At 46.4% G+C, this 16,103-nt stretch carries 19 protein-coding genes and 1 riboswitch; of the genes, 11 read left to right on the top strand and 8 right to left on the bottom strand.

The features are described 5' to 3' along the window. Window positions 1–40: 40 nt before the first annotated feature. Window positions 41–1,081 (bottom strand): cytochrome d ubiquinol oxidase subunit II, encoded by a 1,041-nt coding sequence (locus tag RUW00_RS20590; RefSeq protein ID WP_280145410.1) that lies wholly within the window; start codon window positions 1,079–1,081, stop codon window positions 41–43. A gap of 22 nt (window positions 1,082–1,103) precedes the next feature. Next, on the bottom strand, window positions 1,104–2,435 hold the full coding sequence (locus RUW00_RS20585; RefSeq protein ID WP_280145409.1) for a cytochrome ubiquinol oxidase subunit I: 1,332 nt from the start codon (window positions 2,433–2,435) through the stop codon (window positions 1,104–1,106). A 197-nt stretch (window positions 2,436–2,632) separates the two neighbouring features. Between RUW00_RS20585 and RUW00_RS20580 the strand changes: the two genes are divergently transcribed. Together RUW00_RS20580 and RUW00_RS20575 are read left to right on the top strand one after the other, a co-directional pair. Further along, window positions 2,633–2,881, top strand: a complete 249-nt coding sequence (locus RUW00_RS20580) for a type B 50S ribosomal protein L31 (protein WP_003152229.1) — start codon at window positions 2,633–2,635, stop codon at window positions 2,879–2,881. Window positions 2,882–2,999: 118 nt separating this feature from the next. Beyond that, window positions 3,000–3,569 carry a beta-class carbonic anhydrase gene (locus tag RUW00_RS20575; protein ID WP_003152233.1) on the top strand — a complete coding sequence of 190 codons (570 nt, stop codon included), beginning with the start codon at window positions 3,000–3,002 and terminating at the stop codon, window positions 3,567–3,569. Here the strand turns inward: RUW00_RS20575 and yidD are convergent. Beyond that, a complete protein-coding gene (yidD, locus tag RUW00_RS20570) occupies window positions 3,566–3,793 on the bottom strand; it encodes a membrane protein insertion efficiency factor YidD (RefSeq protein ID WP_007408838.1) in 228 nt (75 codons plus the stop codon). The genes RUW00_RS20575 and yidD overlap by 4 nt on opposite strands. A gap of 123 nt (window positions 3,794–3,916) precedes the next feature. On the opposite strand from yidD, the gene RUW00_RS20565 reads away from it, so the two are divergent. Beyond that, complete coding sequence (locus RUW00_RS20565; protein WP_003152237.1) at window positions 3,917–4,390, top strand: S-ribosylhomocysteine lyase; 474 nt, start codon at window positions 3,917–3,919, stop codon at window positions 4,388–4,390. A gap of 114 nt (window positions 4,391–4,504) precedes the next feature. Beyond that, window positions 4,505–4,948 (top strand): FixH family protein, encoded by a 444-nt coding sequence (locus tag RUW00_RS20560; protein ID WP_014418701.1) that lies wholly within the window; start codon window positions 4,505–4,507, stop codon window positions 4,946–4,948. On the opposite strand, the gene ytzI is transcribed toward RUW00_RS20560, so the two are convergent. After that, on the bottom strand, window positions 4,945–5,094 hold the full coding sequence (ytzI, locus tag RUW00_RS20555) for a YtzI protein (protein ID WP_007408836.1): 150 nt from the start codon (window positions 5,092–5,094) through the stop codon (window positions 4,945–4,947). The two genes, RUW00_RS20560 and ytzI, sit on opposite strands and share 4 nt — an antisense overlap. Before the next feature lie 124 nt (window positions 5,095–5,218). Between ytzI and RUW00_RS20550 the strand changes: the two genes are divergently transcribed. The 3 genes from RUW00_RS20550 to ytkD all read left to right on the top strand — a co-directional run bounded on the left by RUW00_RS20550 (window position 5,219) and on the right by ytkD (window position 6,824). After that, window positions 5,219–5,656: a Dps family protein gene (locus RUW00_RS20550; protein WP_007408835.1), complete on the top strand. Its 438-nt coding sequence runs from the start codon at window positions 5,219–5,221 to the stop codon at window positions 5,654–5,656. Between the two features lie 151 nt (window positions 5,657–5,807). Then, a complete protein-coding gene (locus RUW00_RS20545) occupies window positions 5,808–6,212 on the top strand; it encodes a phage holin family protein (RefSeq protein ID WP_007408834.1) in 405 nt (134 codons plus the stop codon). Between the two features lie 132 nt (window positions 6,213–6,344). Continuing rightward, window positions 6,345–6,824, top strand: coding sequence for an RNA deprotection pyrophosphohydrolase (ytkD, locus tag RUW00_RS20540; RefSeq protein WP_159354508.1), 480 nt, complete (start codon window positions 6,345–6,347; stop codon window positions 6,822–6,824). Window positions 6,825–6,858: 34 nt separating this feature from the next. Here the strand turns inward: ytkD and RUW00_RS20535 are convergent, their stop codons facing one another. From RUW00_RS20535 to RUW00_RS20525, 3 genes are read right to left on the bottom strand one after another with little or no spacing between them, the layout of a single operon-like run. Beyond that, the gene (locus tag RUW00_RS20535) at window positions 6,859–7,671 is read right to left on the bottom strand and encodes an ABC transporter permease (RefSeq protein WP_202735379.1); all 813 of its coding nucleotides are present in this window, start codon (window positions 7,669–7,671) and stop codon (window positions 6,859–6,861) included. Beyond that, window positions 7,646–8,428, bottom strand: coding sequence for an ABC transporter ATP-binding protein (locus tag RUW00_RS20530; RefSeq protein WP_003152246.1), 783 nt, complete (start codon window positions 8,426–8,428; stop codon window positions 7,646–7,648). The genes RUW00_RS20535 and RUW00_RS20530 overlap by 26 nt, the downstream gene beginning before the upstream one ends. A gap of 11 nt (window positions 8,429–8,439) precedes the next feature. Next, a complete protein-coding gene (locus tag RUW00_RS20525; RefSeq protein ID WP_134986587.1) occupies window positions 8,440–9,444 on the bottom strand; it encodes an ABC transporter substrate-binding protein in 1,005 nt (334 codons plus the stop codon). Window positions 9,445–9,583: 139 nt separating this feature from the next. On the opposite strand from RUW00_RS20525, the gene RUW00_RS20520 reads away from it, so the two are divergent. Together RUW00_RS20520 and RUW00_RS20515 are read left to right on the top strand one after the other, a co-directional pair. Next, on the top strand, window positions 9,584–10,357 hold the full coding sequence (locus tag RUW00_RS20520) for an alpha/beta hydrolase family protein (RefSeq protein ID WP_267543376.1): 774 nt from the start codon (window positions 9,584–9,586) through the stop codon (window positions 10,355–10,357). Window positions 10,358–10,414: 57 nt separating this feature from the next. Continuing rightward, on the top strand, window positions 10,415–10,657 hold the full coding sequence (locus RUW00_RS20515) for a DUF2584 domain-containing protein (protein ID WP_003152249.1): 243 nt from the start codon (window positions 10,415–10,417) through the stop codon (window positions 10,655–10,657). 42 nt (window positions 10,658–10,699) lie between these two features. Here the strand turns inward: RUW00_RS20515 and pckA are convergent, their stop codons facing one another. Next, window positions 10,700–12,283 (bottom strand): phosphoenolpyruvate carboxykinase (ATP), encoded by a 1,584-nt coding sequence (pckA, locus tag RUW00_RS20510; RefSeq protein ID WP_007613256.1) that lies wholly within the window; start codon window positions 12,281–12,283, stop codon window positions 10,700–10,702. 197 nt (window positions 12,284–12,480) lie between these two features. After that, window positions 12,481–12,620, top strand: a riboswitch (SAM riboswitch). 169 nt (window positions 12,621–12,789) lie between these two features. On the opposite strand from pckA, the gene metK reads away from it, so the two are divergent. Both metK and asnB read left to right on the top strand, forming a co-directional pair. Continuing rightward, a complete protein-coding gene (gene metK / locus RUW00_RS20505) occupies window positions 12,790–13,992 on the top strand; it encodes a methionine adenosyltransferase (RefSeq protein WP_003152253.1) in 1,203 nt (400 codons plus the stop codon). A 143-nt stretch (window positions 13,993–14,135) separates the two neighbouring features. Next, entirely contained in the window at window positions 14,136–16,034 is a 1,899-nt protein-coding gene (gene asnB / locus RUW00_RS20500; protein ID WP_003152255.1) for an asparagine synthase (glutamine-hydrolyzing), read from the top strand. Window positions 16,035–16,103 lie beyond the last annotated feature (69 nt).

Genomic DNA, 16,103 nt, shown 5'->3' with positions numbered 1-16,103 from the left:
ATAAAAGGTACGCCATTAGTATGAGCCGCCCTGATTTCTGTTATTCCTCCTGGCGGATATAACGTCTGTCTTTCATAAAGAGCTTCCAGAAGAAATAAAACCCGGGAAACAAAATGATGAAAGCGACGATATACGTCATAAACAGCGCCCTGAAGGTTGCCGGCTCCGTAAATCCTGACATGACCGTAATATCCGGGTAAATCATATAAGGAAGATGCGCCCGTCCGTATGCATAGCTTGCCAGAAAGTATTGAAGCGCAATGGCGATCATGGCGATTCTCGGTTTGCCGAGGTTGCGGCCGAAGCGCTTATTCGGCAAAAACAGAGCCACGCCGGCAATGATAAATGTAATGACAGACAGAATGAGCCATGTCTTGTCTTTCATCATCCCCGTATACAGCCAGCCGGCTTCAGAGCGTAATGTCAGCATAATGAAGAAGGCAAAAAGAAGCGACAGCGGCCCTGTTAGTAAAGAGCTCCGTCTGTAGATGCGGTACGCATGCTCCTCTTCCGCAACATTTGAAAAATCGGCCAGAAGCAGTGAAGATAAAAATAAAGTGCTTAAAATGGCAAAGCCGATAAACGCATACGTATTAAGGCTTGTAAAGACATTTGCCAAATTCAGGTGATACACGCCGCCCGTCTTCTCAATAAATCCTCCGTGTGTGACCGGAAGGACCAAAATCAGCACAGCGGGAATAATGAAGCCCGAAATTCCGGAGATATATCTCATGATTTTTCTTTCCTTCGCCGTATTGGAGAAGACGAGAAAGCCGCTGCGGATGGCCAAAAGCAGCAAAATAATGCTCCCCGGGATCAATAAAACGGTTCCCAGCACGAAGGTTGCCCCTGGAAAGAAGCTGAATAGGGCGACAACGATCGCGACGATAAAGACGTTGGTCACTTCCCATGTCGGGGACAAATAACGGTTGGCGATGTTTGTCGCCTTTGTTTGTTCTCTATTTAAATAAATCATCGACCAAAAGCCTGCTCCGAAGTCCATCGTTGCCATGACCGCGTAGATAAACACGAAGCCCCATACGATTGATATCGCAATGAGAGCATCCATGGTAATGTCCATTTCAATTCAGCCCTTTCTATTGTTAGGATTCCGCCGCTTTTACATCCTCTTCAACAGGATGTTTGCGGAAATAATAAAGCAGTACATAAATGACTGCGGCTGCCAAAATGGCGTAAACGACCGTAAACAGGATGAACAGCAAACCGATTGAACCGGTTGTCGTGACGACATCAGACGTTTTCAAGAGATGGTAAATCACCCATGGCTGCCGCCCCGTACAAGCGAATATCCACCCGAATTCGATTCCGATCAGACTAAGCGGTCCTGCGGTTAAAAATAAAATCAAAAGCCAAGTCGGAAAGCTGTCTTTCTTTAAAATTTTTCTCCAGACGATGCCGACGATTGAGTACAAAATGAGCAGCATCCCGATGCCGACCATTCCGTTAAAAAGTGTATGGATGAATAAAGGCGGCCACTCGTCTTTCGGAAACGCGTTCAATCCTTTGACGACGGTATCAAAGCTGTTTGCAGCCAAAAAGCTTAAAGCCCAGGGCACTTCTATCGCCCATTTTACTTTTTCTTCTTTTGCGTCAGTAAAACCCCCGATCGCAAGCGGAGCGTGTGATCTAGTTTCAAACAGCCCTTCTGCGCCCGCAAGCTTCTCAGGCTGGTATTGGTAAAGAAGCTGGGCTGACTCGTGACCGTTTAAAGAGGCAAGAATGGAAAAGATTCCGCCGATCGTTAAGGCGAGCAGCAGCGCTTTTCGGTGAAAGCGGTATACCTGCTCCTGTTTTCTCGTTCTCAGCATTTTATAAGCCGCAACTGACGCGACGATAAATGCTCCGGTCATGAAAGCCGTCAGTACGACATGGCCCGCGGTGGTGAAAAAGCTTGGATTAAAAAACGCTGCCCAAGGTTCGACGTCAGTGATTTTGCCGTTTAAAATTTTAAAGCCGGCCGGCGTTCCTTCAAATGCGTGAACATTTGTGATTAAGACGGCGGATGCCGCGGCGCCGATCAAAACGAAAATAACGGCAATGATGCGCATCGCCGGAGTCAGCCGGTCAGCGGCGTAGACATAAATGGACATAAACAGCGCTTCGATAAAGAAAGCATAAATTTCAATCTGAAACGGGAGTGACATCACCCTGCCGATGACTTCCATGAATCCGGGCCACAAAAGGGCAAGCTGTGTACCCGCGATCGTTCCGGTCGGTATCGCCACGCCGAGCAGAACAGCCTGCGCCTTCGTCCACCTTTTCGCCATAATGGCATAATGCGGATCTTTTGTTTTCTGATAAATCAATTCAGCCATTAAAATCATCAGAGGCAAGCCGACACCAAGCGTCGCAAAAATAATATGAAAGCCCATGGTTGTCCCGAACAGGCTTCTGGCTAACACTAAATCATCCACGATCATAAACCGCCTTTCTAAATTACCGTTTTATGTAATGTGGTTATATTATTTGCTGAAGCGATTAGATTATTCTTCTGATTCCATATATGTGCAGGGTTTAGAAACCAAGGGATCAGGGCATATATGATTGACAAGCGGTTATTTAAGGTTTAAAATAAAACGTAATTATTACGATTTGAGAAAGGGAGATCAGCATGAAAAAAGATATTCATCCGGATAACCATCAAGTGATTTTTCAAGATGTGAACAGCGGCTACCGCTTTTTAAGCCATTCTACGAAAACGTCAGAGGAAACGGCAGAGTGGGAAGACGGAAAAACATACCCGCTGATTAAAGTAGAAGTCAGCTCAGATACGCATCCGTTTTATACAGGCCGCCAAAAATTCAACGAAAAAGGCGGGAGAGTCGAACAGTTCAACAAAAAATACAATATGGGGAAATAAGACAAGCCCAATGGGGTTTGTCTTATTTATTGAGCACTTTGTCATCTCGTGCGGGGAGTGACGAATTGACCCGTCTTATGTTATATTGTGAATAAAAAAGCAGAAAGGAAACACCAAGATGAGTCTTCTAAACGATATCATGCAATTTAATGAGCAGTTCACTAAAAACAAAGATTATGAAAAATACCAAACATCTAAATTCCCGGATAAAAAGATGGCGATTTTGTCCTGTATGGACACGCGTCTTGTAGAATTGCTTCCGCATGCGATGAACATGCGAAACGGCGATGTGAAAATTATTAAAAGTGCCGGCGCGCTTGTCGCCCACCCGTTCGGAAGTATCATGCGCAGCCTTTTAGTGGCCGTATACGAATTAAACGCCGATGAAGTCTGCGTTATCGGCCACCATGATTGCGGCATGAGCAAAATCAACAGCGAGGATATGCTTGATAAAATTATCGACCGCGGTATTCCGAAAGAGCGGATTGACATGCTGAAGCACTCAGGAGTTGATCTTGATCAATGGCTGAAAAGCTTTGATTCAGTAGAAGCGAGTGTTACAGACAGCGTAAACGTCATTAAACACCATCCGCTATTCCCTGACAATGTGCCGGTGCACGGTCTGGTGATTGATCCTGAAACCGGTAAACTTGATCTGGTGATCGACGGCTACCAGCATATGGACTAATGTTTTTGTTTTTTGTCCGGTACGGGATCAACACCGCCCGGATGAAAAGGGTGGCACTTTAAAATCCGCTTCAGTGTCAGCCATCCGCCTTTTAATGCGCCGTGAGTCTTGACGGCTTCGATTCCGTACTGCGAACACGTCGGATAAAAGCGGCATGACGGCGGTGTCAGCGGAGAGATGAACTTCTGGTATCCGCGGATGAACGCAATCATTATGGTTTTCATCAAAAAACCACCTTTCTGATGCTAGTATAGAAAAAAAATTTCAGATTGAAAAGCTTCCGCCACAATTCTTATCGGAAAACTGTGTTATAATGGATGCATATTCTGAAAAAAGGGAGTGCCATTATGCCTTCAGTAGAAAGTTTTGAGCTTGACCATAATGCGGTTGTGGCTCCGTATGTAAGACATTGCGGAGTGCATAAAGTCGGAACAGACGGCGTCGTGAATAAGTTTGACATTCGCTTCTGCCAGCCGAACAAACAGGCGATGAAGCCGGATACGATTCATACGCTTGAGCACTTGCTTGCGTTTACGATTCGCACACATTCTGAGAAATACGATCACTTCGACATCATAGATATCTCACCGATGGGCTGCCAGACAGGCTATTATCTTGTTGTCAGCGGCGAGCCGACAGCGGAAGAAATTGTGGACCTGCTTGACGCTACGCTGAAAGAAGCCATCGATATTACGGAGATTCCGGCGGCCAACGAAAAACAGTGCGGCCAGGCGAAACTTCATGATTTAGAAGGCGCGAAACGTCTGATGCGTTTCTGGCTGTCACAGGATAAAGAAGATTTGCTGAAAGTGTTCGGATAAAAAACAGGCCTTTTTGCTGACATGCAAAAAGGCTTTTTTACATATTTCTAAAAAATGTCACACCTTGTGTGTAAGCGTTTGCTAAAATAGAAGCAAACATAAAGGAGTGATGGGATGAAACGGGCTGTATTGGCAGGTATGTGCGGTATGGTATTTCTATTATCTTCCTGCGGGGGTAATTCGGACAAAACCTCCGCGGATGAGGAGCCTAAAGCGCTTGAGGTCAAGCTTACAGGACCGGAAACGGCAGCACCGCATGAAAAAGCGGAATACAAGGCGGAGGTTTTTTACGGCGGCAAGCGTGTCACGGATGCGGATGAAGTCATGTTTGAAGTATGGAAAGAAGGAAAAAAAGGCAGCAGCAAAACAAGCAAGGCCAAGGAGGAAAAAGGGGCGTATCACCTGCGGACTGAATTTGATGAAGAGGGTGTCTATACCGTTCAATCCCACGTAACGGCAAAACAGCAGCATAATATGCCGACTGTAAAAGTGCGTGTCGGGGATGCTGAAGCTGCCGATGATTCCTCCGGCCATGAGGAACAGACGCATCATCATTAAGGATTTTTTTTATCCGTCAAGCCTTTTGATGCGTCCTCCGGCGGGTCAATCGTATGTTTTACATTATAAGCTCTTACAGTCGACCAGATGGATAAAAGCAGCACGGCGAGCACGATAAGAAAGCCGAAGCTCAGAAGAAGCAGCATGAAATCCCTCCTTTTTAACAAATCATAACATATTTTCCATCCGTAAAATCAAGGGCTAAAAATTTATGTTTTAACACACGATATATAGGGTATATCAATAGTAAACCAAAGGAGGAAGATAGGCATGTCAGAAAAACTATTGGATGCAGTCAATAAGCAAGTTGCAAACTGGACGGTCATGTATGTGAAATTACATAACTATCATTGGTACGTCAAAGGGAAGGACTTTTTCACATTGCATGAAAAGTTCGAGGAGCTGTATAACGAAACGGCTACATATATTGATGATCTGGCAGAACGTCTGCTGGCATTAAACGGCAAGCCGATCGGCACAATGACGGAATCATTGAAGACAGCGTCTGTAAAAGAAGCGGAAGGCAATGAGAGCGCAGAACAAATGGTACAGAACATTTATGATGATTTCACTGTCATTGCGGAAGAGCTGAAAAGCGGCATGGACCTCGCAGATGAGGTAGGAGACGAAACGACCGGTGATATGCTGCTTGCCATTCACCAGAATATCGAGAAACATAACTGGATGCTGAAAGCGTATTTAGGATAATCAACAAGGGAAGACCGGGGCTATAAAGCACTCGGTCTTTTATTTGGCTGCCGAAGAGAGGTGTTGTCCATTTTTCTGAAAAATCCAGTCCGTTCCATTCACTTTTCATAGAATAATGTAAGGCCGTTTCTGTGAAAGGATGTTGGATCAAGTGGGCAAAGACTTTGGCATCTTTTCGTTTTTTGCAGTGATCGTGTCGGCAGCGGGGTTTTTCTTCGGAGGTTTTCAGTATTCGTTTCTGATTTTGCTATCGGTCATGGCGATTGAGTTTATCAGTACAAGCTTAAAAGAATCTCTTTTGCAGCAGCTGAGCGCAAGAAAGCTTTTTGCGCGGCTGGTCAAAAAAATCGTGACCCTGGCATTAGTCTCAGTTTGCCATTTTTTTGACCAGCTGCTTCATACCGAAGGCGCCATCCGTAATTTGGCTATCATGTTTTATATCTTATACGAATCGGTTCAGATCGTGATTACGGCAAGCTCGCTGGGCATACCGGTTCCGCAGGTGCTCGTCGACCTATTGGATACCCTGAAAAATAAATTCAAGCGCAAACCGTAACATTTGCTTCAAAGGAGGCTATACTAGCGGGTATGATGGTTTTCCTCTGAATTTTTGATAAAGGGCTTCCGAACAAACGCAACTGTGGTATGATGTATGGAAGATATGAAGGAACGGATTAGAGGGATAAACATGTACGAGTTTAAAGACTATTATCAGAACACTGTTCAGCTCTCCTTTGAACACCAGCCTTTTTCAGACAGCCCGAAGCACGTATGGGTCATATGCCGATATGGAGATAAGTGGCTTTTGACCGAGCATGAAGACCGGGGGTTTGAATTTCCGGGCGGAAAAGTGGAGCCGATGGAATGTGCGGAGGAAGCGGCCCTGCGCGAGGTGAAAGAAGAAACCGGTGCCGCGGTAAGACATCTGAAGTACGTCGGACAGTATAAAGTTCTCGGCAGGGAAAAGGTAATCGTGAAGAATATTTATTTTGCCGATATTGAAAAGCTTGAAAAACAGGCTGACTATTTTGAAACAAAGGGGCCGGTGCTGTTCAGCGAACTGCCGGAGAATCTCCCCCGAAATAAAAGATTCAGTTTCATTATGAAAGATTCGGTGCTTCCGATCAGTCTGAAAAAGCTGAAAGAGGACGGCGTATTTCAATCATAAAAACGAAGACCCGGCGCTTACGCACGGGTCTTTTTTATATTTTTCCTTTCGTCCATTTTCTTTCTAACAGTTCGACTCCCTGATACATCAATGTCGCAAAAATCGCGATGATCAGAAGGCTTAAGAACACAAGAGTGAAATTGAAGACCTGGAATCCGTAAATGATCATGTAGCCCAGACCTTTTTCGGAAACGAGAAACTCGCCGACGATGACACCGACCCAGGATAAACCGACGTTCACTTTAAGCGCGGAAATAATCGCGGGGGCGCACGCCGGCAGAATGACTTCTTTAAACATGATGCTTCTTTTCGCTCCGAAGGTTTTCATCACCTTAATATAGTTTTCATCCACTTCCTGAAAAGCCGTAAAGACGACGATTGTCGTGATAATGACACTGATGACTGCTCCCATGGCGACAATGCTTGTGAAATTCGGTCCGAGTGCCACGATGAGAATCGGTCCGAGTGCGACCTTCGGCATCGCGTTTAAAATGACGAGGTACGGGTCTAAAACCCGGGCGAGCCTGTTTGACCACCATAACAGAGCGGCGAGGCATGTGCCGAGAAGCGTGCCGAGCAAAAAGCCGAGAACGGTTTCTCCTAAGGTTACGCCGATGTGCGCCGCAAGGGATCCGTCCGCAATCTTTTCAACTAAAAGCCTGCAAACGGCGGAGGGTGAGCTGAAGATTAACGGATCGATCCAGCCCGCCCTGCTCGATATTTCCCATCCGGCAAAAAATACGATGAAAATGGCGGCCTGATACGCACGGATCCGGAGCTTTTCTTTTTGGTGTCTTTTCTTAAACTGGTGATGAAGCTGTTCAATCGTGCCGCTGCTGTTTTTCAAGGGAATTCAGCTCCTTCCATATGGTCTGAAACAGCGGCTGAAAGGCCGGATCCTGACGCGCGTCAAACGGATCTAAAGCCGCGAGCTCCTTAGGCACGGTGAATATTTGGTGGATGGTGCCCGGCTGATTCGAAAATAAATAGATCGTATCGCTCATGGCGATGGCTTCACCGATATCGTGGGTGACGAGCACGGCGGTTTTTTGAAAATCCTTTAATGTTCTGAAGACAAGGTTTTCTAAAGAAAGCTTCGTTTGAAAGTCCAGCGCGGAAAACGGTTCATCAAGGAGCAGCAGGCCCGGGTCCGGCGCAAGAGTTCTGGCAAGTGCCGCCCGCTGCCGCATCCCGCCTGAGAGCTCTTTCGGGTATTTCTTTTCAACGCCGATTAATCCGAGCTTAGGCAGAAGGCTGAGAACTTCAGCTCTTTTTTCTTCTGTTAATGTTTTTGAAATGTGTAAACCGAGCAGCACGTTTTCCTCAATTGATTTCCAAGGAAATAAATAATCCTGTTGAAGCATATAACCGATTTGGTGTTCTTTATGGTTCGGCACGCTTCCTTCAATCAGCACCCGGCCTTGCGCAGGGGTGATAAGGCCGGCCAGAATGGACAGGAGTGTTGTTTTTCCGCATCCGCTCGGCCCGAGAAAGGAGATGAAATCCCCTTTTTCAATCTGAAAATGTATATCTTTCACGGCGGTTGTCTTTTCTTTCAGCGAGAAATAAGTATGTGTTACATGATCGACATGTAAAAAAGACATTCATGTTCCTCCTATTGTTCTGAGGTGACTTTTTTGGCGATTTTTGTGTTGACGAGTTTGCTGTACGGAATGTGTTTCGGGAGCTCTCCGGCTTCATCCATAATAGATTGAAGCTGTTCCCATTCATCCTTTTGCAGAACTGGGTCTGCAGAGAATGACTTTTGTTTTTTATAGCGCTCTATTGATGTTTCGATAATGGCCGGATCTGTATCGGCAAATTCCTTCTGAATCGTTTTTGCGATGTCTTTGGCCGGATGGCTTTCCACCCATTGCTGGGCGCGATAGATGGCGCGGGTGAATTTTTCCGCCGTCTTTTCATTGCTTTTCAAATAACTTTCTTTTGCCATAAAGGTTGTGTATGGCACTTGGCCGGAAGCTTCTCCGAAGGATGCGACGATATGGCCGATGCCTTCTTTTTCAAATTGGGATGCCGTCGGTTCAAACAGCTGCACATAATCACCCGTTCCGGATGCGAATGCGTTGGAAATATTGGCGAAATCAATGTTTTGAACGAGGTTAATGTCTTTTTTCGGTTCTATGTGATTCTTTTTCAGGGCGTACTCACCGGCCATTTGGGGCATGCCGCCTTTTCGCTGGCCGAGAAATGTTTTTCCTTTTAAATCGCTCCATTTGAATGATTTCTCATCCTTCCGTGACACGAGAAATGTGCCGTCCGTCTGTGTCAGCTGCGCGAAGTTGATGACCGGATCTTTTGCTCTCTGCGCCTCCACGTAAATGGATGTTTCAGAACCGACCAGCGCGATATCAGACCCGTTTGACAAAAGCGATGTCATCGTTTTGTCTCCGCCCCATGTTGTTTGAAGTGACACTTGGAGCCCTTCTTTTTTAAAGAAACCTTTTGCTTCAGCGACATACATAGGCGTATAGAAGATGGAGTGTGTGACTTCCGCCACCTTTACCTTCGTCAGACTTTCTTCCTGTCTGCAGGCCGGAAGAATGAGCAGGAAAAAGGCGCATATGACAAAAACGCAGCCCGTTTTGAGCCATTTGTTCACGGTGTAACCTCCTTGTTTTAAGCGTTAAAATAACCTTTTCTGCTTTACATATCGTATGATGGGTATAAAAAATGTGTGAGTGCCCATATTCACGTTGGGAAAGAATAAAAAAACTGATGATATAAGGAGGCTCATTGTTTTGCTGGTAGAAAAGAAAAGGTTCCCGTCTCCGAGTCCGCATGTCCGCCTCTTTGCGGTATGCTATGAGTCAGAAGGGCTGAAGGTAAAGGGGCTCCTTGCCGAGCCTGCGGCGCCGGGAACATATGACGGTTTTTTATATTTGCGCGGCGGCATAAAAAATGTCGGCATGGTACGCCCCGGAAGAATCGTTCAATTCGCTTCCCAAGGCTTTGTCGTGTTTGCGCCTTATTACAGAGGCAACCAGGGCGGCGAGGGAAATGAAGATTTTGCGGGAGAGGACAGAGAGGACGCGTTTTCCGCTTTTCGCCTGCTTCGGGAGCATCCGAACGTCAGGGAAGGGCGGGTGCATATTTTCGGTTTTTCCCGGGGCGGAATCATGGGGCTTTTGACCGCGATTGAAATGGGGCATCAAGCGGCTTCGCTCGTATCATGGGGCGGTGTGAGCGATATGGTGCTTACTTATGAAGAGCGGAAGGATATGCGGCGGATGATGAAGCGGGTGATCGGCGGCACGCCGAAAAAGGTGCCGGATGAATACAGATGGCGTTCGCCGTTTGAAAACGCAGACCGCATTCAGGCCCCTGTACTTCTCATCCATGGAGAGAATGATAAGAATGTTTCGATCGAACACGCCCGGATGATCGAGGACAAGCTGAAAGAGGCGGGGAAACCGGTGGAAACCTGGTATTACAGCGGTTTTACGCATTATTTTCCGCCGCAGGAAAACAGACGCATTGTCCGGCGGCTGGCGGAATGGATGAAGACACGGTAAGATGCCTGATTTATGATATGATAATAAAGAATAAGAGAATGAAAGGGGATTTTCATTTTGGGAATGCCTGTTGAATTTAATACCATGATTGTGACAAAAGGCAATGAAAAACGGATAGAGGAAAATATCTTTTTATTGGAGAAAGAGGGCTATCGCGTCTATCCTCTTGATATTCCGATGGACGTGCGCAAAACGAAAACCGGCGAGAAATCCGGCACCGGCGAGGTCCAAAAGCTCGAATGGGCGAACGGCCGGACAAGCATTACATACAGACTCACGTCGCTTCATTCGACAAACTGAAAAAACAAAAGCCGAGGGCATAAACGCCCTTGGCTTTTTTGATTACACGAGAGGTCCGCCGGCTTTGGCAATCGAGTCTGCATGGGAAAACTTTTTAAAGTTTTCTTTAAACTCATTGGCTAAAAACAGCGCTTTTTCGTTGTATGCTTGTTTATCGCTCCATGTGTTTTCAGGCTGAAGAACTTCATCCGGAACGCCCGGAACATGAACGGGACTGCGCAGGCCGAAAATGCTGTCTGCCGTCATGTCAGTCTGGTTCAGCCTGCCTTCAATAGCGGCCTTGACCATCGCTCTTGTATACGAAAGTTTCATCCGTTCTCCGACTCCGTACCCTCCGCCGGTCCAGCCTGTGTTGACCAGGAAGACTTGAACGCCGTGTTCGTCGATTTTATGCCCGAGCATTTCGGCATATACATGCGCCGGAAGCGGAAGGAACGGTGAACCGAAGCACGTCGAGAAAGTCGTTTGCGGAGATGTCACGCCGCGCTCGGTTCCCGCGAGTTTACTGGTGTACCCGCTTAAGAAGTGATACATCGCCTGTTCCTTCGTCAGTTTGCTGATCGGAGGGAGCACACCGAAAGCATCCGCCGTTAAAAAGACGATCGCCTGCGGATGGCCGGCAATGCTCGGCTGCACGATATTGCCGATCATCTCAATCGGATATGCGGCTCTTGTGTTTTCCGTGTAGAAGGAATTGTCGTAATCCGCTTCACCCGTTTTTTCATCAAGCACGACATTCTCAAGAACAGACCCGAAGCGGATCGCACGAAAAATCTGCGGTTCTTTTTCCTCGCTCAGATTGATACATTTAGCGTAACATCCGCCTTCAATGTTGAAAACGCCGGAATCTGACCAGCCGTGCTCGTCATCGCCGATCAGTTTGCGGTCCGCATCGGCTGAAAGCGTCGTTTTCCCTGTGCCGGAAAGACCGAAAAACAGGGCGACATCGCCTTTTTCACCGACATTGGCTGAGCAGTGCATCGGCAGTATATCCTGCTGCGGAAGCAGGAAGTTCATAATGGAGAATATTGATTTTTTCATTTCTCCGGCGTATTCGGTGCCGCCGATTAAAATGACGCGCTTTTCGAAAGAGACAATGATAAATGTTTCCGAATGCGTGCCGTCCGTCTCCGGATCTGCTTTAAAATGCGGAGCCGAGAGAATGGTGAAAGGCTGCGCTTGCGGATCTCTTTCATCCGTCTCCGGTCTGATAAACAGCTGGCGTGCGAATAAATTGTGCCACGCAAATTCATTTACGACCGTAATCGGGAGTCTGTATTTTTCATCCGCTCCTGCGAATCCTTCAAAAACAAACAGTTCATCCCGCTGTTTTAAGTAGCTGACGACTTTGGCGTACAGCTTTTCAAACGCCTCTTCAGAAATGGGCTGATTCACCGCGCCCCAATCAATTTGATTTTCTGTGCTTTGTTCACGGACGATAAATTTATCTTTAGGTGACCGGCCTGTATATGCGCCGGTGGTGGCGCGTACGGCGCCCGTTGATGTCAGCGTTCCTTCATTTCGGCTGATCACTTTTTCGGTAAGTTTTGGAGCCGATAAATTATGATGCACATTCGGACTTGCAAGTAATGCTTGAAGATCTGCGGTTAAATCAACTAATTTCATAAAAACCTTCCTTTGCCGGTTTATTTGTATTTCGCTGAATGTGGAATTAGTATAACATATATCTGAAAATAGTCTATACTATTTACGGTTTTTTGTTTGTGTTTTTCCATTGCTTCCCGAAATAAAGGCGCGTAATCGCTTTAATTCATATTGACACTTTCCGCCCTTTTACGATAAGATATTTCATTGAGCGGATACTCTTATCCCGAGCTGGCGGAGGGACAGGCCCGATGAAGCCCAGCAACCGGTTTCTCTGTAAAAAAGCAGGTGAAAACACTGTGGGAAACCAAGGTGCTAACCTGATGCAAGGTTTAATATTTTCCTTGAGCGATAAGAGTGAAAGGCACACAGACCAAACCCTTTCCTCGAGTGGAAAAGGTTTTTTTATTTCATAAAATATGCCAATTAACATTCTCTGATATAGTATGACATTGTATTAAGAGGGAGCGAGTTCCGTATCATATGAGAAGGTCTTGCAAAAGATCTTTTTTCAGGAGGAAAAGTGAATGAGTAAAAACCGTCGACTATTTACATCTGAATCTGTTACTGAGGGTCATCCGGACAAAATCTGTGACCAAATTTCTGACAGTATCTTAGATGAGATTTTAAAAAATGACCCGAACGCGCGCGTGGCCTGCGAAACATCTGTAACGACAGGACTTGTGCTGGTAAGCGGAGAGATTACTACATCAACATACGTTGACATTCCGAAAACAGTCCGTGAAACGATTAAAGAAATCGGCTATACACGCGCCAAATACGGATTTGATGCGGAGACTTGCGCTGTTTTAACATCAATTGATGAACAGTCTGCGGATATCGCAATGGGTGTCGATCAGGCTCTTGAAGCGCGTGAAGGTACAATGAGCGATGCTGAAATCGAAGCAATCGGAGCGGGAGACCAAGGCCTGATGTTCGGTTATGCGTGTAACGAAACGAAAGAGCTTATGCCGCTTCCGATCTCTTTGGCGCATAAATTAGCCCGCCGTTTGAGCGAAGTCCGCAAAGAAGACATTCTTCCGTACCTTCGCCCTGACGGCAAAACGCAAGTTACCGTTGAATATGATGAAAACAACAAGCCGGTCCGCATAGACGCGATCGTTATTTCAACTCAGCACCACCCGGAAATTACGCTTGAGCAGATTCAGCGCAATCTGAAAGAGCATGTCATTAACCCTGTCGTGCCTGAGGAACTGATCGATGAAGAAACAAAATACTTCATCAACCCTACGGGACGTTTCGTAATCGGCGGACCTCAAGGTGACGCGGGTCTTACCGGCCGTAAAATCATCGTTGACACATACGGCGGATATGCACGCCACGGCGGCGGCGCATTCTCCGGTAAGGATGCGACGAAGGTAGACCGTTCTGCGGCATACGCTGCGAGATACGTAGCGAAAAACATCGTGGCAGCAGGCCTTGCTGATTCTTGTGAAGTGCAGCTTGCATACGCAATCGGCGTGGCACAGCCTGTTTCTATTTCCATCAATACATTTGATACAGGAAAAGCTTCTGAAGAAAAACTGATCGAAGTCGTACGGAATAACTTCGACCTGAGACCTGCCGGCATTATTAAAATGCTTGATCTGCGCCGCCCGATCTATAAGCAGACTGCTGCTTACGGCCACTTCGGACGTCATGATGTGGATCTTCCTTGGGAGCGTACTGACAAGGCGGATGCGCTTCGCAAAGAAGCACTAGGAGAATAATTTTATAGCCGCTTACTTAAGCGGCTTTCCCTTTTTGTAGATGCTGCCATGCTTATTTTTTACATAGCGTGAAACCAATGGCGTAACACAGCGTCTATAAAAAGGGGGTCCAATTAGAAAATTACACTTATGGAGGCTATACTATGTGTGGATTTGTCGGTGTTTTTAATAAGCATCCATTAACTCAAACCGCAGATCAAGAAGAGCTAATCAAACAAATGAACCAAATGATCGTTCACCGCGGTCCTGACAGCGATGGGTATTATCATGACGAGCACGTCGGATTCGGCTTCAGACGGCTCAGTATTATTGACGTAGAAAACGGCGGACAGCCTTTATCATATGAAGACGAAAAATATTGGATCATTTTTAACGGCGAAATCTATAACTACATTGAATTGAGAGAAGAGCTTGAAGCGAAAGGCTACACTTTCAATACAGATTCCGATACTGAAGTGCTCCTTGCGACATACCGTCATTATAAAGAAGAAGCCGCTTCAAAGCTTCGCGGAATGTTTGCGTTTTTAATCTGGAACAAAGCTGACCGCGTCATGTACGGCGCGAGAGACCCGTTCGGCATTAAGCCGCTGTATTACACAACGATCGGGGACAAAGTATATTTTGCATCTGAAAGAAAAAGTTTAATGGCCGCTCAAAACGGCATTGATCTTGATACAGCTTCTTTACAGCAATATATGTCTTTCCAATTCGTTCCTGAACCGAGCACGCTTGACGCTGAAGTGAAAAAAGTCGAGCCGGGCAGCCAGTTTACGATCCGCCCGGAAGGCGACATCGCGTTTAAAACATATTTCAAAGCGAACTTTAAGCCTGTTCAGTCTGATGAAGATAAATTGGTGAAAGAAGTCAGAGACGCAATCTTTGACTCTGTCAAAGTTCACATGAGAAGTGACGTTCCTGTCGGTTCGTTTCTATCCGGCGGTATCGACTCTTCTTTTATCGTCTCAGTTGCGAAAGAATTTCACCCGAGCCTTAAAACATTTTCCGTCGGTTTTGAGCAGCAGGGCTTCAGTGAGGTTGACGTAGCGAAGGAAACGGCTGCCGCGCTCGGGATTGAAAATATCAGCAAAGTCATTTCTCCTGAGGAGTATATGAACGAGCTTCCGAAAATCGTCTGGCACTTTGATGACCCGCTTGCAGATCCGGCGGCGATTCCTTTGTACTTTGTCGCGAAAGAAGCGAAAAAACATGTAACAGTCGCGTTATCCGGGGAAGGCGCGGACGAGCTGTTCGGCGGGTACAATATTTACCGCGAACCGCTTTCGCTTAAACCGTTTGAACGCATTCCGTCCGGTCTGAAAAAAATGCTTCTTCATGTGGCGTCCGTCATGCCTGAAGGAATGAGAGGGAAAAGCCTCTTAGTCCGCGGCTGCACACCGCTTGAGGAGCGTTATATCGGTAATGCGAAGATTTTTGAAGAGCCCGTGAAAAAACAGCTGCTCAAACATTACAATCCAGAGCTTTCATACCGTGATGTCACGAAGCCGTACTTTACGGAAAGCCGTTCATACAGCGACATTAATAAAATGCAGTATGTTGACATCCATACGTGGATGCGCGGCGACATCCTGTTAAAGGCTGACAAAATGACGATGGCCAACTCATTGGAACTGCGCGTGCCGTTCCTTGATAAAGTCGTGTTTGACGTGGCTTCTAAAATTCCGGATGAACTGAAAACGAAAAACGGCACGACGAAATACCTTCTGCGCAAAGCTGCTGAAGGGGTAGTGCCTGATCATGTGCTTAACCGCAAAAAACTCGGCTTCCCTGTGCCGATCCGCCACTGGCTGAAAAATGAAATGAACGAATGGGTTCGCAACATCATTCGTGAAAGTGAAACAGATGCTTATATTGAAAAGGATTATGTCCTTCAGCTTCTGGAAGATCATTGTGCCGACAGAGCGGACAACAGCCGCAAAATCTGGACCGTGCTGATCTTCATGATCTGGCACAGCATCAATGTTGAAAAAAGACTGGTGCCGGAAGAGCTGAATCATCAGCCGAAAGAAGTCATTTTCGTTTAATCCAAAAGGCTTTCGATGTTATCGAAAGCCTTTTTTCTATTGTTTTTTTGTAAACCGTCTATTCCGCTC

It is taken from the genome of Bacillus sp. IS1 (assembly GCF_032461585.1).
GTDB lineage: Bacteria > Bacillota > Bacilli > Bacillales > Bacillaceae > Bacillus > Bacillus velezensis.
The sequence above is the reverse complement of the archived record's forward strand: the minus strand, read 5'-3'. Positions and strand labels throughout refer to the sequence as shown.